Annotated in this window: 18 protein-coding genes and 1 pseudogene; 7 read left to right on the top strand and 12 right to left on the bottom strand. The window is 63.6% G+C overall.

The features are described 5' to 3' along the window. Positions 1–41: 41 nt before the first annotated feature. The 10 genes from whiA to CSQ87_RS08295 form a co-directional block, all read right to left on the bottom strand. On the bottom strand, positions 42–998 hold the full coding sequence (whiA, locus tag CSQ87_RS08340) for a DNA-binding protein WhiA (RefSeq protein ID WP_100513421.1): 957 nt from the start codon (positions 996–998) through the stop codon (positions 42–44). A gap of 192 nt (positions 999–1190) precedes the next feature. Beyond that, entirely contained in the window at positions 1191–2117 is a 927-nt protein-coding gene (gene rapZ / locus CSQ87_RS08335; RefSeq protein ID WP_100513420.1) for an RNase adapter RapZ, read from the bottom strand. Further along, the gene (locus tag CSQ87_RS08330; protein WP_100513419.1) at positions 2117–3019 is read right to left on the bottom strand and encodes a shikimate dehydrogenase family protein; all 903 of its coding nucleotides are present in this window, start codon (positions 3017–3019) and stop codon (positions 2117–2119) included. Before CSQ87_RS08330 ends, rapZ begins: the two co-directional genes overlap by 1 nt. Before the next feature lie 159 nt (positions 3020–3178). After that, positions 3179–5413, bottom strand: coding sequence for an excinuclease ABC subunit UvrC (gene uvrC, locus CSQ87_RS08325; protein ID WP_423734786.1), 2235 nt, complete (start codon positions 5411–5413; stop codon positions 3179–3181). A 172-nt stretch (positions 5414–5585) separates the two neighbouring features. Further along, complete coding sequence (gene uvrA / locus CSQ87_RS08320; protein WP_243388898.1) at positions 5586–8501, bottom strand: excinuclease ABC subunit UvrA; 2916 nt, start codon at positions 8499–8501, stop codon at positions 5586–5588. Between the two features lie 221 nt (positions 8502–8722). Beyond that, entirely contained in the window at positions 8723–9091 is a 369-nt protein-coding gene (locus CSQ87_RS08315; protein ID WP_100513416.1) for a metallopeptidase family protein, read from the bottom strand. Positions 9092–9442: 351 nt separating this feature from the next. Beyond that, positions 9443–9673, bottom strand: coding sequence for a helix-turn-helix transcriptional regulator (locus CSQ87_RS08310; protein WP_100513415.1), 231 nt, complete (start codon positions 9671–9673; stop codon positions 9443–9445). Between the two features lie 58 nt (positions 9674–9731). Next, positions 9732–10049, bottom strand: a complete 318-nt coding sequence (locus CSQ87_RS08305; protein WP_100513414.1) for a type II toxin-antitoxin system RelE/ParE family toxin — start codon at positions 10047–10049, stop codon at positions 9732–9734. Next, positions 10046–10306: a hypothetical protein gene (locus CSQ87_RS08300; protein WP_100513413.1), complete on the bottom strand. Its 261-nt coding sequence runs from the start codon at positions 10304–10306 to the stop codon at positions 10046–10048. The genes CSQ87_RS08305 and CSQ87_RS08300 overlap by 4 nt, the downstream gene beginning before the upstream one ends. A 102-nt stretch (positions 10307–10408) precedes the next feature. Further along, entirely contained in the window at positions 10409–10621 is a 213-nt protein-coding gene (locus CSQ87_RS08295; protein WP_100513412.1) for a helix-turn-helix transcriptional regulator, read from the bottom strand. A 203-nt stretch (positions 10622–10824) separates the two neighbouring features. Between CSQ87_RS08295 and CSQ87_RS08290 the strand changes: the two genes are divergently transcribed. The 5 genes from CSQ87_RS08290 to CSQ87_RS08270 all read left to right on the top strand — a co-directional run bounded on the left by CSQ87_RS08290 (position 10825) and on the right by CSQ87_RS08270 (position 15700). Beyond that, positions 10825–12297, top strand: a complete 1473-nt coding sequence (locus CSQ87_RS08290; RefSeq protein ID WP_100513411.1) for an MATE family efflux transporter — start codon at positions 10825–10827, stop codon at positions 12295–12297. 2 nt (positions 12298–12299) lie between these two features. After that, a complete protein-coding gene (locus tag CSQ87_RS08285; RefSeq protein ID WP_207761125.1) occupies positions 12300–12776 on the top strand; it encodes a KdsC family phosphatase in 477 nt (158 codons plus the stop codon). Positions 12777–12887: 111 nt separating this feature from the next. Then, the gene (locus CSQ87_RS08280; protein WP_100513409.1) at positions 12888–13598 is read left to right on the top strand and encodes a response regulator transcription factor; all 711 of its coding nucleotides are present in this window, start codon (positions 12888–12890) and stop codon (positions 13596–13598) included. Further along, the gene (locus tag CSQ87_RS08275; protein ID WP_100513408.1) at positions 13595–15040 is read left to right on the top strand and encodes a sensor histidine kinase; all 1446 of its coding nucleotides are present in this window, start codon (positions 13595–13597) and stop codon (positions 15038–15040) included. The genes CSQ87_RS08280 and CSQ87_RS08275 overlap by 4 nt, the downstream gene beginning before the upstream one ends. Before the next feature lie 114 nt (positions 15041–15154). Next, positions 15155–15700 (top strand): NAD(P)H-dependent oxidoreductase, encoded by a 546-nt coding sequence (locus CSQ87_RS08270; protein WP_240541840.1) that lies wholly within the window; start codon positions 15155–15157, stop codon positions 15698–15700. 104 nt (positions 15701–15804) lie between these two features. On the opposite strand, the gene CSQ87_RS08265 is transcribed toward CSQ87_RS08270, so the two are convergent. Continuing rightward, a complete protein-coding gene (locus CSQ87_RS08265) occupies positions 15805–16035 on the bottom strand; it encodes a hypothetical protein (protein WP_133122377.1) in 231 nt (76 codons plus the stop codon). A gap of 209 nt (positions 16036–16244) precedes the next feature. Further along, positions 16245–16811 carry a TetR/AcrR family transcriptional regulator gene (locus CSQ87_RS08260; RefSeq protein ID WP_100513405.1) on the bottom strand — a complete coding sequence of 189 codons (567 nt, stop codon included), beginning with the start codon at positions 16809–16811 and terminating at the stop codon, positions 16245–16247. Positions 16812–16895: 84 nt separating this feature from the next. Between CSQ87_RS08260 and CSQ87_RS08255 the strand changes: the two genes are divergently transcribed. Next, a complete protein-coding gene (locus CSQ87_RS08255) occupies positions 16896–17546 on the top strand; it encodes a sugar O-acetyltransferase (protein ID WP_207761123.1) in 651 nt (216 codons plus the stop codon). A gap of 384 nt (positions 17547–17930) precedes the next feature. Next, positions 17931–18107: pseudogene (locus CSQ87_RS10945) on the top strand (IS30 family transposase); the annotation flags it as partial. Positions 18108–18226: the final 119 nt, after the last annotated feature.

Genomic DNA, 18226 nt, shown 5'->3' with positions numbered 1-18226 from the left:
ACGTTTCACCTTGCACGTCTCACATTGTGCAAGTCACTAAGTCACTCTTCGTTGCTCTCCGCGGCCCGCTGCTTCTCGACCTTGTTGGCCAGCTGCAGCAGTCGGCGGATACGGCCGGCGATGGCGTCCTTGGTGACGGGCGGATCGGCCAGACGGCCCAGCTCCTCCAGGCTCGCGTCACGATGGTCGAGTCGGAGCTGTCCGGCGGCGCGCAGGTTCTCGGGCACGTCGTCGCCGAGGATCTTGAACGCCTTCTGCACCTTCTCGCTGGCCTCGACGGCGGCCTTGGCGCTACGGCGCATGTTCGCGTCGTCGAAGTTCGCCAGTCGGTTCGCCTTGCCGCGGGATTCGCCATCGTTGCGCTTGCCGCTCCATTCGCGAGCGGTGCGCGTGGCGCCCATCAGGGTGAGCATGCGTTCGATCACGTCGGGATCGCGCAGGGTCACCCTTTCGGAGCTGCGCACCTGACGGGCCTTGGCCGTGATGCCGAGGCGGCGTGCGGCGCCGACCAGCGCCAGCGCGGCTTCGGAGCCGGGGCAGACGATTTCGAGATAGCTGGCCTTGCCCGGATCGGACAGCTCGCCGTGGGCGAGGAACGCGCCGCGCCATGCGGCCTTGATCTGGGCGATGTTGCCGGAGACGATCTCTGCGGGAAGACCGCGCACGGGGCGCTTGCGACGGTCGAGCAGACCGGACTGCAGCGCCAGGGCGCCGCCGGCCTTCAGCACACGGACGGAATACCGCTCCACGGTGCCGGTAGGGGTCTTGCGCGCCACCTTGATCAGGTCGGCTTCGTGGCCGTAGACCTCCTGAATGGTACGCTGAAGCCATTGAGCTGCATTGAGGGAGTCGAATTGGCTTTCGACGACGATATGACGTTGGATCAGATGAAGACCTCCGCCGAAGCGGATCATAGCGGCTGCCTGCGCCTTCTTGGCGGCGGGCAGCTCATCATCGATAGCGGCGAGTTCGCTTTTGACCTCATCAACCAGAGCCAAGAGCTATCCTCCTTTAAATTGTACAGCTTCATATCGGCATGAAAAGGGTGATCGGCGGCAGGTCGGCACACTTTCGCACCGATCTTCCGGCTTACCCAATCAGCTGGACAAAATCAATGGTTATTTCACCGGTCATCCCGATTATTTCGAGATGTGAGACGAATTGCCGTGGCGGGTCTGGGAGCCGTCCGATCAGTGCTGCTTCGGCAGTTCACGGGCCGATACGCTGACGTTGAGACCGTGGGCCCTGAGCCGTTCGGCCAGCGCGTGGCTCATGGCCACGGAACGATGCTGGCCGCCGGTGCATCCGATCGCGATGGTGACGAAGTGCTTGTCCTCGCGCGAATACCCCTTGATGGCCGTGAGGATGGCGTCGGAGTAGGAGTCGAGGAATCTGGCCGCACCGTCGCTGGAAAGCACGTAGTCAGCCACTGGCTTGTCGTTGCCGTTGAGATCGCGCAGCTGCGGCACCCAGAAGGGATTGGGCAGGAACCGTACGTCGGCCACGAAGTCGGCGTCAAGCGGCACCCCGTACTTGAATCCGAAGCTGAAGATGTGCACGGCCACGGTGGTGGGCCCGGTGCCCAGCAGCGCGTCGTACAGTTTGGTCGACAGCTCGTGGATGCTCAGGCTGGAGGTGTCGATCACGAAGTCGGCGCGCTCCTTGAGACCGCCGAGCAGCGTCCGCTCCTCGTTGATGCCGTCGATGAGACGGCGGCCGTGCTGCAGCGGGTGGGGCCGGCGCACCGACTCGTACCGCTTGATCAGCACGTCGTCGGTGGCGTCGAGGAACAGGATCCGGTATTTGACGCCGAGATCGTCGAGGTGGCTGAACACCTGCGCCAGATCGTCGAAGTATCCGCGGGAGCGCACGTCGATGACGGCGGCGAGCTTGTGGACCTTGGATCCGGACGACGTCATCATGTCGACCAGCGGGACGAGCAGGATGGGCGGCAGGTTGTCGACCACGTACCAGCCCATGTCCTCCACGCTGTCCGCGGCGCGGGATCGGCCCGCGCCGGACATGCCGGTGATCAGCAGGACCTCGAATTCGTTGGCCGGCTGCGGGGTGCCGGTCTGCGTTGCGGCAGCGTTGGGTTCCACGTCGTTCGTCGTCATCACAGCACCTCCTGAAGCGCCAGACGGATGGTGCCGTCGAGGTGCGGCGGCAGGGCGTCGAAATCGGTGCCGGTCATGTACGCCAGCTGCGGAATGGCCTGATACAGCAGCATCTCCTCGCCGCCGATCGCCAGACCGCCCTTGCGTCGGTACGCCTGCATGAGCAGGGTGGGACGCGGGTCGTAGATCACGTCGAGCAGGATGCCGTTGAGATCCCCGGTGTCGTACGGAAGGATCGCCGAGGCGGTGGAGTCGGCGGCGTGGGAGGGCAGCGTGCTGATCACGATGCGTTCGGTGCCGATGATCTCCGGGATCTGCCGCAGGGAGATCACGTCAACGCTCATGCCGAACGTCTGCGCGAGCGGGGCAATGGCATGGGCCTTGTCCGCATGGCGAGCCGCGATGGTCACATGTTCGATCTGCATGGTGGAGCACGCGGCGATGGCCGAGCACGCGGTGTTGCCGGATCCGATGATCAGCGCCTTGGCCGGCAGCGTCGCATACGTGGCGTCGTCGTTCCTGCCGTGCTTCCTCAGGGCGTTGGTGATCGCCAGATTGATGCCCGCCACGTCGGTGTTGTACAGGCGGATGCCCGGGCCGGAGGCGCCGGGTCGCCAGTCGAAGATCGCGGTGTTGGCCACGCCGAGCTTTTCGGCCCAGCGGTTGGCGGTCTGTCCCATGGGCATGATCGCCTTCTTCAGCGGCATGGTCAGGCTCAGCCCGTGCCAGCGCGGATCGAGTTCGCCGATGAAATCCCCGAGGGACAGTTCATCCACCTCGTGGCTGTCGTAGAACCAATCGTCAAGGCCCATGGCCTTGTAGGCGGTGTTGTGGATCAACGGCGACAGTGAATGCGAAATGGGCTTGCCCAGCACGGCGGCACGGTGCCTGATTTCTGTCATGACGTGCATCTCCTTCGTCTCTTGACTTATGCTACCGCTCACATCCTGACAATCAAATCCGATCCGTCCGGCAACGGAGGCTCCCCGCCGCGCCGGATCCGGTCCGCGGACCGCCCCATGGACCGATCCGCGACGCGGTCCGGACCTGACGCATTGCGCTCACCGGTGCAGGGCCTCGTAGATCGTGCGGGCCTTCTTCTCGCCGATTCCCGGCACGTCAAGGAAATCCTTCTCCTCGGCCTCGCGCATGGCCCTGACCGAGCCAAAATGCTTGAGCAGCCGCTTCTGGTATGCCAGTCCGACGCCGGGGATGTCGTCCAGCGCGGAACGCAGCGATCCCTTGGCCCGGGTCTCGCGATGGTAGGTGATCGCGAACCGGTGGGATTCGTCCCTCACCCGCTGCAGCAGGTACATGCCCTCGGACTGGCGTCTGAGGATGACCGGGTAGTCGTCGTCCGGCAGCCAGACCTCCTCGAGACGCTTGGCGAGACCGCACAGCGCCACATCGTCCACGCCGCAGTCCGCCAGCGCGCGTGCGGCCGCCTGCACCTGGGGCTGGCCGCCGTCGACCACGATGAGGTTCGGCTTGTAGGCGAAATGACGGTGATCCGTGTTCTGCTGCACGATGTCCTGACCGGCCGCATCCCACGTCGTGGTCCCGGCATCGGTCTGCGGGGATTCGCCGCCGGATCGTGATTCGATCCCTCCAGCCTGTTCCGCGGCCTTGGCGATCCTCCGTTCGTTGTCGATGCTCTCGCCCGTGTCGCCGGCGATGTTGCCATGGCGGAACCGCCGGGTCAGCGTCTCATACAGGGCCGTGGTGTCGTCCACCGCCCCCTTGCCGTCCTTGCCCCGGATGGCGAACCGGCGGTATTCGCTTTTCTTGGCCACGCCGTCCTCGAACACCACCATGGAGGCCACCTGGAAGATGCCGCCCACGGTGTTGGAGATGTCGTAGCATTCGATGCGCAGCGGCGCCCGGTCCAGTCCCAGCGCCTTCGCGATGTCGTTCATGGCCTTGGTGCGCAGGCCGACGTCCTTGATGCGGCTCATCTTGCTGCGCTGTAGCGCCTGACGGGCGTTCTCCCCCGCCCGGTCCATCAGCGTCTTCTTATCGCCGCGCACGGCCACGCGAATGGTGACGGCGCCGCCGCGCAGACCGGTCAGCCATTGTTCGAGCTCCTCTCGCCGACTCGGCTCGATCGGCACCAGCACCTCCCGCGGCACCGGCGCGATCGGGGCGAGCAGGTCGGCCCGCCCGGTCCGCTCCTGCCGCATGTTGCGGGTTCTGGTGGCCTGCGCCCGCGTCCTCGCGTCCGTGGCGGTGACGGTCTGCGTGCTGCCGAGCGCGTCGCGGCCGGTCGAGATCACCGTCTGTTCGCCCGTCTCTCCGGAGTCGCCCGTCTCGCCGGCCGTTCCAGCATCGCCGGCAGCCGGGGTCTCCCCCGTCGCCTCCGCATACACCTGAGTGATCAGATCGGCGATCAGATCGGCGTCCGACACGTCCTCCACGCGCTCGACGTTCCAGTTGCGTTCGCCGCGGATCGAGCCGGACCGCACGAAGAAGGCGTGGACCGAGGACTCCAGTTCGTCGGTGGCGAAGCCGAAGACGTCGGCGTCGACCTGATCGTCGAACACCACGGCGTTCTGCTGCATCACCGTGCCGAGCATCTGGATCTGGTCGCGAAGACGCGCCGCCTTCTCGAACTCCAGTTCGGCGGCCGCCTGCTTCATGTCGGCGGTGAGCTGTGCGACGTATGACTTGCCGAGCCTGCCGGTCATCACGCCGACGAGCTGCTCACACATCGTGCGATGCTCCTCGGCCGAGACGCCGCCGACGCAGGGCGCCGAGCATTTGCCGATGGAGGCGAGCAGGCAGGGGCGTCCGGTCATCTGCGCCTTGCGGAACGCGTTGTCGGTGCAGGTGCGTACGGGGAAGCTTTTCAGCAGTCGGTCGAGCGACTGCCGCACGTCCCAGACCTTGGCGTAGGGGCCGAAGTACCGAGTGCCACGGCGTTTGCGGCTGCGCGTGATCCACACCCGCGGATACTCCTCGCCGATGGACAGCGCCAGATACGGGTAGGTCTTGTCGTCGCGGAACACCACGTTGAACCGGGGATCGAATTCCTTGATCCACGTGTATTCCAGCGTCAGGGCCTCCAGTTCGGTGCCGACGACCGTCCATTCGAGGCTGCGGGCGGTGAGCACCATGGTCTGGGTGCGCGGGTGCAGCTGGTAGAGCGGCTGGAAGTAGTTCGTCAGCCGGTTGCGCAGGTTCTTCGCCTTGCCGACGTAGATCACGCGGCCTTCGCCGTCACGCCACTTGTAGACGCCCGGTTCGGCGGGGATGTCGCCGGTCTTCGGGCGGAACAGGTCGCGGGAGTCGCCGAGCAGCGGGGCGCCGTTGGCGTTGACCCGGTGGCCGTTGTCCGGGCCATCTCCGTGTCCGTCATCTCCGTGCCCGACGGCACCGAGGGCATCGGCCGCCTGCCTGTTGCGTATGTCGTCCGCGGTCCTCTGCCATACGTCGGGCGAATGTCGTTCCAGCATTCCCGATGCCATCGGCCTACTCCAGTCCCAGCATGGGCTTGAGGAACCGGCCGGTCCACGACTCGTCGCACTCGGCCACCTGTTCCGGCGTGCCTTCGGCGACGACGGTGCCGCCGCCGTCACCGCCTTCCGGACCGAGGTCGATGATCCAGTCGGCGGACTTGACCACGTCGAGGTTGTGTTCGATCACGATGACGGTGTTGCCCTTGTCCACGAGGCTCTGCAGCACGCCGAGCAGCTTGCGCACGTCCTCGAAATGCAGGCCGGTGGTCGGCTCGTCGAGGATGTACACGGTCTTGCCGTCGGAACGCTTCTGCAGTTCGGTGGCGAGCTTCACGCGCTGCGATTCGCCGCCGGAGAGCGTCGGCGCGGGCTGGCCGAGGCGGATGTAGCCGAGGCCCACGTCCACGAGCGTGTTGAGGTAGCGCGAGATCGAGGGGTAGGCCTTGAAGAAGTCGGCCGCCTCCTCGATGGGCATGTTGAGCACGTCGGCCACGGTCTTGCCGTTGTATTTCACCTCGAGGGTCTCGCGGTTGTACCGCTGGCCGTGGCACACCTCGCAGTCCACGTACACGTCGGGCAGGAAGTTCATCTCGATCTTCAGCGTGCCGTCGCCGTGGCAGGCCTCGCAGCGCCCGCCCTTGACGTTGAACGAGAACCGTCCCGGCCCGTAGCCGCGCACCTGAGCCTCGGGGGTCTTGGCGAACAGCTGACGGATCTTGTCCCACACGCCGGTGTAGGTGGCGGGATTGGATCGGGGCGTGCGGCCGATGGGGTTCTGGTCCACGTGGATGACCTTGCGCAGCTGGTCGACGCCCTCCACGCGGGTGTGCTTGCCCGGCACGATGCGGGCGCCGTTGAGCCTGTCGGCGAGCACCGGATAGAGGATGGTGTTCACCAGCGTGGACTTGCCGGAGCCGGAGACACCGGTGACGCAGGTGAACACGCCGAGCGGGAAGTTCACCCTGATGTTCTTGAGGTTGTTCTCGCGGGCCCCCACCACGGTGAGCGCCTTCGTGCGCCTCGCCTTGCGGCGGCGCTTCGGCACCTCGATGGCGCGGCGTCCGGCGATGTAGTCGCCGGTGATGGACCGTTTGGCGTCGACGAGATGGTCCGCGGGGCCGGAGTAGACGACCTCTCCCCCGTGTTCGCCCGCGCCGGGACCGATGTCGACCAGCCAGTCGGCCTCCTCGATGGTCTCCTGATCATGCTCGACCACGATCAGGGTGTTGCCGAGGTCGCGCAGATGGTGCAGGGTTTCGATCAGGCGCTCGTTGTCGCGCTGGTGCAGGCCGATGGACGGCTCGTCGAGCACGTACATCACGCCGACCAGACCGGAGCCGATCTGGGTGGCCAGACGGATGCGCTGCGCCTCGCCGCCGGACAATGTGGCGGCGGCGCGTGACAGCGTCAGGTAGTCGAGGCCGACGTCGTTGAGGAAGCCGAGGCGGGCGCGGATCTCCTTGAGCACCTCGCCGGCGATCATGGCGGCCGAGCCGGTGAGCTTCAGCCCGTTCACCCATGCCAGCGCCCTGCGCACGGGCATGTCGCACACGTCGAAGATGGACCTGCCGTCCACGGTCACGGCCAGCACCTCGGGCTTGAGCCTCTTGCCGCCGCATTCCTGGCAAGGCACCTCGCGCATGTACGACTCGTAGTACTGCTTCATCGCATCGGAGTCGGTTTCGTCGTGCCGGCGCATGAGCGTGCGCACCACGCCCTCGAATCCGGTGGAGTATTCACGGAGCCTGCCCCACCGGTTGCGGTAGGAGACCCGCACCTTGAAGTCGTGGCCGTACATGATGGCCTGACGGACGTCCTTCGGCAGGTCCTTCCACGGGGTGTCCATGGAGAAGCCCATCTCGTCAGCCAGTCCCTCGAGCACATGGCCGTAGTACTGCGAGGTGGTCTTGCTGTTCGACCACGGTTCGATCACCCCTTCGGCCAGCGACTTCTCCGGATCGGAGATCACCAGTTCCGGGTCGATCTCCAGCTTGAAGCCGAGGCCGGTGCACACCGGGCAGGCGCCGTAGGGGGCGTTGAACGAGAAGGTGCGAGGTTCGATCTCGTCGAGCTCCAGCTGATGGCCGTTGGGACAGCTGCGGTGTTCGGAGAACGGCTGTCGGCGGGCCGGATCCTTGGCGTCCACGTCCACGAAGTCGGCGACCACCGTGCCGCCGGTAAGCTTCAGCGCGGTCTCCACGGAATCGGTGAGACGCTGACGCATGCCGTCCTTGACCACCAGTCGGTCCACCACCACCTCGATGGTGTGCTTCTTCTGCTTGGTGAGCGTGATGTCGTCGGAAAGCTGCCTCATCTCGCCGTCGATCAGGGCTCGGGCGTAGCCGTCCGAACGCAGGGTCTCGATCAGCTCCACGAACTCGCCCTTGCGGCCCTTGACCACGGGGGCGAGGATCTGGAATCGGGTGCGCTCCGGCCTGGCCATCAGCGTGTCCACGATCTGCTGCGGGGTCTGGGCCGTGACCAGTTCGCCGCATTCGGGGCAGTGCGGCACGCCGGTGCGGGCGAACAGCAGTCGCAGGTAGTCATACACCTCGGTGATGGTGCCGACGGTGGAGCGGGGATTGCGGTTCGTGGTCTTCTGATCGATGGAGACGGCGGGGCTCAGGCCTTCGATGAAATCGACATCGGGCTTGTCCATCTGGCCGAGGAACTGGCGGGCGTAGGCGGACAGCGACTCCACGTAGCGACGCTGACCTTCGGCGAACAGGGTGTCGAACGCCATCGAGGATTTGCCGGAGCCGGAAAGCCCGGTGAACACGACCATGCGGTTGCGGGGGAAGGAAAGGTCGACGTTCTTGAGGTTGTGTTCGCGAGCGCCCTGGACGACGATCTTGCGGTCGTTGGGCGTGTGGGAGAGGTCGGCGATGAGGGTGCCGTCGGTCTGGTCGCCGTCGTGCAGCCAGGTGATGGGTTCGTCGGTGTTGGCGGTGGTGTCGCCGGTGTTGGTGGAGTGCTGTGGTGTGGTCGGTGTGGTCGTGTCGGTCACGATTCCTCTGCTTCGCTTGGCTTGGGCTTCCGTTGTGTTCGCCCTCTAGGATAGCGCAGCGTGCCGTGTGGTTCGAACATCAGTTCGATGTCGGCGTAGAGGCGTGTGATGGCGTTTGCGTGCCGGCGTGAGGTGCCATGCGGTCAGTAGCCGTGGGCGTGGAGGGTGGCGTCGTCGAAGCCGAAGTAGTGGCCGATTTCGTGCATGACGGTCTTACGGATCTGGTCGACGAGTTCCTCGTGGGTGCGGCAGATGCGTTCGTGGGGGCCTTTGAAGATGGTGATGATGTCGGGCATGACGCCGCCGTAATCGTTGCTGCGCTGCGGCAGGGGTATGCCTTCGTAGAGGCCGAGCAGTTCGCCGTCGGGGTCGTCCATGGTGGCGAGTTCTCGGTCGTCGGATTCGTCGGCCATGGCGATGCCGATGTTGTTCAGTGCCTGGTGGAAGCGCGGCGGGATGCGTTGCAGGGCCTCTTCGATGGCGTGTTCGAATTCGTCGTCGCTGATGCGCATGCGTAGCTCCGTTCTTTCAGACCGTTACAACGTGATACCCGGATTGGCTTCCAGCACTGCTCTGTACACGCGTTGCGCGTCATATTTCGACAGTACGCCGACAGGTCTTTCATCAAGGAAGATGTCACGCGGTACATCGAGAATCTGTGAGCACCTCACGACCGAGGGTTTGGTCAGACATTCACCGGATCGGTGACGGTCAGTCCCCTGAGACGTGCAGCCGCTTCGGATTGCGCATATGCCGGCAGACTTTTGACAGTGGTCATCCTGACACCCCGCTTTCCTAGTGGCTACAAGCATACCCGCTATGGGCTCGTCGAGGATGAACGAACAGCCCAGGGCGCAAGCATGTTATCGGTCGGAGACCTGTTCCTTCGATGGTTCGGAATCATCCAACAGCTTACGAGGATTCGAGATTTTCAAGGCGTCACAGAAACGCAGCGCCGTACCAAGAGACATGTTCTCGATAGGGCGGATATTGTTTTCAAACGCGGCTATTCGCGCTCGATTCACGCCATCAACTTTTTCGGCTAGCTGTTCTTGTGTCATTCCTCGTTTCAACCGTAGTTCTCTCAGACTCATCTCAACCTGCCTTTATTGATTTTCCGGTGACTCTGGTTCTGCCGTTTCCACGACACCGTCACCGCTCATGGAATCCGCCCTGAAACAGTTCTCCATGCGTACCGCACCGCAATAGCAGAATGGAAGGCTGGGACGCATGAGGCTGATACACCAGCACGACATCCACCCTGCCCTCCCAGATATGCGCGTCCATACGACCGTTGTACAGTCCACCACGATTGCCCAGCACATGGGGAACGTATCCGCTAGGCAAGGTTCCCTCATCGATCAGTTCCTGAAACGCTTCCTTCAATTCGGGAATCATCTCGGGATGCTCCATTTTCAGCCTGCGGAAATCGCTTTTGAATTTTTCCGTGGGCTTAAGCCGGTACCTCACTCATCGCCCTCCAGATATTCCATCAGAGAATCCGCATCACCGAACGACGGCAGAGTGTCAGGAACAACGCCCATCGTTATGGCCTGTCCCTCGGTAATGGCCTTCATGGTTTCCTCGTTCGGAACGAATCCGTTTCGATTGGCCGCCACATAGTTCACCAGCAATGCGTTAGCCGCATCTTGGGCCGTGACGCCGTTAATCGCGGCAGCCTGCTCCAGACTCGACATCAACCGATCGCTGATCGTTATCGTTGCCATACCGCACCTCCTGTTTTTCTTGTGTACGTCTTATTTTATCGACCGTGAATGTGGAATCGTTCTCGTCATAAATGATGCCGGAAAGAAGCCAGACCCCTACCGTTACCGCTTATCGGGCGGCTCATCCAACAACTTACGAGGATTCGAGATTTTCAAGGCGTCACAGATTTTAAGCGCCGTACCAAGAGACATGTTTTCAATGTCTAGCACCCCTGTTTCATACCTAGCTATGTGGCTACGATTGCTTAGCCCAGCCTTTTCGGCTAGTTTCTCTTGGGACATTCCGCGCTTAATTCTTAATTCCCTAAGACTCATATCAACCTGCCTTTTATTGACTCTCCGGTGTCTCTGATTCTACGTGGGGATGATGCCGGAACCTGCCGATGCGAATATGGTGTGCGGCCGAATGCCGATGAAGGACGGGCGTGCACGTCTGATTGTCCACCCTGGCGCGGTTTACTACGCAGTGGATTTACGCGGTGGATTTACGCGATAGGACTAGGGATCAGAGGTGAGGGATGGATAGCGAGCTGTTCGAGCGGGCTTCGGTGCCGCGGGCGTATTTCAGCCTGTCGATGCCGGTGGTGATGAGCATGCTGGTCACGCTGGTGTACAACATGGTGGACACGTATTTCATTGCGCATACCGGTGACGCGAACATGGTGGCGGGGGTGTCGCTGTCGGCTCCCGTGTTCATGGTGATGATCGCGATCGGCGACATCTTCGGCTTGGGCGGCAGTTCGGTGATCTCCCGGCTGTTCGGCCAGCATCGGTATGCGGATGGTCGGCGGCTGAGCGTGTTCTGCTTCTATGGTTCGCTGCTGGTCGGCGCGCTGGTGCTGACGCTTGGCCTGGTGTTCCGCGGGCCGATTCTGGCGATGCTGGGTGCGAACGAGGCGACGTGGGTGCATGCGTCGGCGTATTACACGTGGATCATCATCGGTTCGCCGCTGATCATCATGTCGATGACGCCGGTCAATCAGCTGCGTACGGAGGGCCATGCGGTGCCGTCGATGATCGGCCAGATCGCGGGCACGGTGCTGAACATCATCCTCAATCCGCTGTTCATTCATGTGTTCGGCTGGGGTGCGGCCGGTTCGGCGTTGGCCACGGTGCTGGCGAACGTGTGTACCGACGCCTATCTGGTGTGGTTCCTGATGTTCCGCAGTACGAATCTTTCGGTCGATCCGCGGCTCATGCTCATGCGCTATTCGGGGGTCGTGCGGAAGCCGAGCGTGAAAACGTATGGCCGGGCGTTCGTGGAGCGTCCAGTGCCGGTGCGGCGTCGGCGTCTGAACATCTCGTCGCTGGAGGTGAAGGACGTTCTCGTCATCGGCATTCCCTCGGCGGTGACGAACATCACGCAGAGTTTCGGCATCGTGATGGTGAACCTGTATCTGCTGCGCTATGGCAATGATCCGGTGGCGGCGATGGGTATTGCGCTGAAGGTGGTGATGATCGCGGTGTCGGTGTTCGTCGGGTTCGCGTTCGGCGCGCAGGCGCTGATCGGCTACAACTATGGTGCGCGCAACATGCGTCGTCTGGCGTCGATCCTGCGGTTCTCGTATCTGTTCCTCTCCGCGTTCGCAATCGTCATGACCGTGGTGCTCAGCCTGTTCGACCGCCGGCTCATGGCGTTCTTCATCAACGACCTGCATATCATCGACCTGGGTGCCGGCATGCTGCGCGTACAGCTGCTGAGTCTGGTGTGCGTGGGCGTCGTCATGGTGACCACCTGCACGTTCCAGTCGACCGGCAAGGCGTTGGGCGCGTTCATCCTGTCGATCAGCCGTCAGGGCGTGGTGCTGGTGATCGTACTGACGGTCGCCTCCCGTGTCGCGGGTTACGATGGGGTGATCGCCTCGCAGGCCATCGCCGATCTCATCACGATGATCATCGCCATCGTGCTGTTCGTCGTCATGCTGCCGGAGCTGCGGGGCGGGGCGAACACGGATCGGAAGAACACCGACGAAACCGACGAGAGGAGATGATCATGACCGTTCGACTGCTGGTCATGGATGTGGACGGCACGCTGACCGACGGGCGCATCATCATAGGGCCGGACGGCGAGGCGCTGAAGACGTTCAACTGCAAGGACGGGTACGGCATCAGCCATCTGCTGCCCGCGGCCGGCATCACCCCGATGATCATCACGGGACGCGATTCGCGGATCCTCGAGCACCGAGCCGCGGAACTGCATATCGACGAGCTGTATCAGGGCGTGCAGGACAAGCTGCCGCTGCTGCATCGCCTGACGGCCGAACGCGGGCTCACCCCGGACGAGGTGGCCTATATCGGCGATGATCTCAACGATCTCGAGGCCATGCGGTTCGCCGGCGTGACCGCGTGCCCGGCCGACGCGGTGCAGGGCATCATGGACATCGTGACCTACGTGTGCCGGCGGGACGGCGGACGCGGGGCCGTCCGCGAATTCATCGAATACCTGATCCGTCTCAACGAACACCGGTAGTCCGCCATTCCCGGGGCCGTCGGGCCGTTGGAAGAGCCGGGAAATCAACCGCGGTCAACGAATGACTACGGCATCGTGAAGACTCCGCGCCGGACGATTACCGTTGCAGCCATGAACGAACACGAACACCACGACGGCGGCACGACGCTGGCCGCCGTCGACAACGACGCCATGACACTGATGGCCTTGCAGGCCATCACGCCGAAACTCCTGCCCGGCAGCAGGTTCCTCTGGACGACCGACTCGCCGAACACGGCGGTACGGAACACCCTGAACCCGATGACCCGACCGAACGTGCTGCTCATGGACATGTCCCTCGGCCGCGACAGCGGCATCACGGTCTGCCGGCGCATCCGATCGAGAACCCCGCATACGCCGATACTCGCCGTCACCTCGTTCCCCCTGCACCTTTATGCACGGTCGGCGGCCGAAGTCGGGGCGCAGGGCATCGTCTCGAAGTCCGACATGCCGGCGCTCGCCAAGGCGCTGCGCCTCGTGGCCGACGGAGGAACCGTCACCTACGACGACGGGACCGGACCCGATCCGATGAGCGCATCCGACACCGAGATCACGTTCGAAACCGCGGAAACGGCCCACCGACGTCTCGCCACCGACCTGTCACAGGATCTGCCCCTGCTGACCGACAAGGAGATCGAAGTACTGGAGATGATGTCACGCGGATACACCTTCGAACGACTGGCGAAGGAATGGCATATCAGTTCCAGCACCATCCGAACCCACGCCCACAGGGCGGAGAAGAAACTGGGGGCCGCCACGCTGGCGCAGGCCATTGCGATCTGGATGAGCGAGGAAAGGGCATGACGATGAGTAAGAGCGAATACACGGTCGAGCGCACGGGCACGACGGAACATTCCTCCGCACCGGCCACGCTATGGCAGCATTTCCGCCAATGGTGGCATGAGCCGCATTTCATCGGTAAGACAGCGCTCGTCATGCTGACGCTGCTGGCGGTCGGCAATGTCACCGCCATGGCGAATGGCTCCGACTCCGCCATCGGCGTGCAAGTATGCTATCTCATCGCGTACGCGGCTCTGGCGATCTGGCATCGCTGGCCTCGCATCATGGGACCGGTCCTGCTGGCCGCCATGCCGATCGTATGCTCATACACGCTGGTCTATGCTTTGGCGGACCTCTGGCCGCTGTACGTCGCCGCGCTGCTCGGCATCGGCTACCTCATGCCAAGGTGGTTCGCCGCCGTGGCGCCGATCATCGGCATGGGATTCGAAACCGGTTCGGTCGCACTGCTTTACGGAGGATCGTTCCGCCCGGCCATGTTCGGTGCGCTCAACCCGCTCGTCGACGTCATCGAAGGGGTCACCGGAGCGATGTTCGCGCAGGATTCCGCAGGGGCGACGCAGTCATCCCGGCAATCCTCACCACAGGCCGCCGATTGGAGTCTGATGCCGGTCTCCCCCATCGTCGCGTGTCTGCTGGCCGTGACGTCGACGCTGCTGATGTACGCGTTCGTCGCCTACGGCGCATATGCGAGGAACCGCGACCGACTTCGCGCCGACGCCCGCGAGCAGCGGCTGATCAGGGAGCGGCTGGCGAGAACCCGGCATAACCAACGTCTCGCCGGCATGATCCACGATTCCGTGACCAACGATCTATCCCAGGTGGTGATGCTCGCCTATCAGGCGCGCACGCAGTTCGACGCCGATGCCAACCCGCGGCTGGCCGTGACGATGGACGCCATCGATCAGCGCACGCATGCGGCGCTCGCCGGCATCCATGAGGTGATCGACCTGCTGCTGGACGGCGAGCCGAACGGGAGCGGCTCCCCCACAGGCGATGAGGCGAAGGACATGCACGGGGCCGTTGGCGGGCGAGACGAATCCTCTTCGGACCCCATCGCATCACTGAAGCGGATGGCCGACGCCGAGGAGACCAAACTGCATGAACTGGGATACCGCGGCGTCACCCGCTGGGAAGGGGATGCCATCGCGGCGGATCCCACGCGTCTAGCGCTCGTCGAAGGCCTGCTGAAGGAGATCTACGCGAACGTCCTACGGCATTGCACGTCGGGAGACGACGCCTATCATGTGTTCGTCACACTCGACGACGCCACGGTGCGCATCACCGAGGTGAATCCCGTGCGCGAGGCGCCGGAGGCGATGCGGGGGCTGAGTTCGGGACGCGGACTGGGACTGCACCGCAAGGCGGTGGAGGATGCCGGAGGCGAATTCAACGCCGGCGTCCAGGACGGTACGTGGACGTTGGACGCCATGGTTCCGCTGCGATGATCGGCAGTGATCGGCCGGCTTTCATCACCTTCACGGAAGAGCCGGCCGATGCCATGCGTTTCGGCTATCATCGCCAAGTGAAGCATATGATCCGATGATCCGGCAAAGGAGCAAATGATGACCGACAATGCCGAACACACCCTGGTGCTGGTGTTTCACCCCCATTTGGAAACCGAGTCCGTGGCCAACAGGCGACTGGCCGAAGCCGCGAGAGGCGTCGACGGAGTGACGGTGCGCGACGTGTACGCGCTCTACCCCGACGGCCGCATCGACGTGGCGGCCGAACAGGCGGAGCTGCTCAGGGCCGACCGCATCGTCTGGCAGTTCCCCATGTACTGGTATTCCTCCCCCTCGCTGCTCAAGGAGTGGGAGGACGAGGTGCTCGCCTACGGCTGGGCGTACGGCCCCGACGGCGACAAGCTCGCCGGCAAGAGGATCATGTGCGCCGTGACCGCCGGCAGCACCGAGGACGAATATCGGCATGACGGCCGGTTCCGCGCCACCATGGACGAGACACTCAACCCAATGCGCATCACCACCGAATACGTGGGTGCGCAGTGGCTGGAGCCGTTCGCCGTGTACGCCTGCACGCCGGATGGCCTGACCGAGGAGCGCCTCGCCGACGCCGCCGACCGGTACGCGCAGATCCTGCGCGGCTGAGCACGCCTAGGCGATTCCGTCCGGTCCGGGACGTGGACGGCCCTCCCGTCCCGGACTGACCAACAGAACAGACCCCAGACACACGGACCGCAGACGAACAGGTTTCAGACGAACAGGCCGATCATCTGCGTCACCAGCGTGATCAGCAGGATGCAGGCGATGACGAACCATACGCCGCCGATCACGGCGGCAACGATGCCGACGGGTTTGCACCATGCCGGCACGGTATTCCCCCGATGCACCTGCCAAGCCCTCCATGCCAGCAGCGCTGCGCCCTCGACGGCGAGCAGGAAGGCCACACCGAGGCCGATACCCGCTCCGACCGCCAATGCCACCCCCCACGCCAAGGGCGATCAGTCCGATGGTCATCACGGCAAGCATGGCGACGTAGAGCATGATCAGCAGTATGAACAATCCGGCGATGATCATCGGCCTTTCCCCGTTTCTCCGAACCCGCTGACGCTCGTGGTCATGGCGACGAATCCGGCACTCCCATTATCCCGCATGACCACCCGTATGTTATGTCGCTGTGCCGGGCCCGTGTTCACTGATCCGCTGTCACGATCCGGCGGATGCCGGCGCGGATGATCGCCGGATCCTGCAGGGAACGTGATTCCTTGCCGAGGGCGCGATGAAGCATCAGTCCTTCGATCATCGCGTCGATCAGCATCGCCGCGTCCGGCGGGAAGAACCGTTCGAGCTCGAGACGACTGGCCGCCATCCAACGGTCGGTGATGTCTCGGAATGCGGGGTTCCGGGCGGCAAGCGTATAAAGCTCAAGGCCGATGATCAGCGATCGCCGTGTACCGAACAGATCATGTTCGATGTGCAACGCCACCTGCTCGCATGCCTCGTCGGCGTTCGCGGCATGCGCCATACGTCGGGCCAGCGTGGCGGCGGAACGGTCGGCGAACCGTTCGAACGCCTGATGCAGCAGATCGTCGATGCCGTCGAAGTGATAGGTCATCGAGCCCAATGGCACATGGGCCTCGGCCGCCACCGCGCGGTGTGAGGTGCCGGCGACGCCGCGTTCGGCTATCACGTCTAGACATGCCTCGATGATCCGCTGCTTGCGTTCCGGGTCGAACCGGCGCGTCGAAGATCCACTCATGGTCATCCATCCTATGCGACGTGCTTCGGACACGATATGTACGGGATATGTACGATCGTACATATCGCAGGGTACCATCGTCATATGGACACCAACATTTCGCAAGACGTTCCGGCCGTCAATGCCGCCATCCGCAGCATGAAGGAGCTCATGCTCGCCGGCGAGTACTACACCAGCTCCGATCCCGAGCTCGACGCCGAGCGCGAGCGGGCCAAGGATCTGCTGTTCGACTTCAACATGATGCGCCCAACCAGACGGGCCGAGCGGGAGGCGATCATCCGCAAACTGCTTGGTCACGTGGGCGAGAACTGCTGGATCGAGTCGCCGTTCAACTGCGACTACGGCTACAATCTCTCGGTCGGTGATGACTTCTACGCCAACGTGGGCTGCTGCATCCTCGACTGCGCCCGTGTGACCATCGGCGACAACGTATGGTTCGGTCCCAACGTGGGCATCTACACGCCCGAGCACGCATTCGACGCCGAGGAACGTGCCGCCGGCTGGGAGCGTTCCCTGCCGGTCGTCATCGGAGACAACGTGTGGGTGTGCGGCGGTGCCTCGATCGTGGCCGGCGTGACGATCGGATCGAACAGCGTGATCGCCGCCGGCGCCGTGGTGACCCGCGACGTGCCCGAAGGCTCGCTGGTGGCCGGAGTGCCGGCCCATGTGATCCGAACGATCACCGAACAGGACCGCCTCGGCCTCATCCCCGACCGGAAAACACGGCGCGGATGAGTGCCGTCGCGGCCGAGTGAGCGGGCTGGACGTGTGGATATCGTATGGCGTATACGATATCCACCCATCGGGGGTTTTGATCTATGAGCGCATCTTCGTGACTTCTGCATTGCTTGAATGTCCGTCACCTCATCCGTCCGACTGCGTCGTCCGCCTTCATCAGCAAGAGTGGACGGCCTGCGGCCATGCTTCGTCAGTTCGCCTGTCGGCTCGCCTGAGCCCTAAAAACGCTACCAGCGTTTTCTTAACGGGCTCAGCCTAAGGGGAAGCTGTCGGCGGCAGTGCGGGTTCCAGTGGTCGCTGCAACACCCGGCGGTCCGAAAGGGGATTTCCGGGATGGGCAACTGGACGTTCGAGGGCAGGGAGTACGCGTCCCGGAGCGAGATGTGCCGGGCGAGGAGGGAACGCTACGCCGAGCACGTGCGCGCGGGCATGAACTACACGCAGGCCGCGCGCGCGGTCGGGGTGTCCAAACGCGCGGGCAAGATCTGGCGCAACGGCACCACACAGCGCGGACGGCGCGTCGAACCGGTCCTGTCCTGCTACGGTCGGGACATGGACGCAACGACGATCACGGGACTGTCCCAAGAAGTGTGTAACTGACTTTGATCGCCGGTCGTGGGACCGGCGGGAAAGGGGCCTGTGATGAGCATGCCGACTGAGACAATGGAAACCATGAC

This window comes from Bifidobacterium simiarum (genome assembly GCF_002802905.1).
In the GTDB taxonomy this organism is placed as follows: Bacteria; Actinomycetota; Actinomycetes; order Actinomycetales; family Bifidobacteriaceae; genus Galliscardovia; species Galliscardovia simiarum.
Note: the sequence above shows the minus strand (reverse complement) of the source record. Positions and strands in the feature narration are given on the sequence as shown.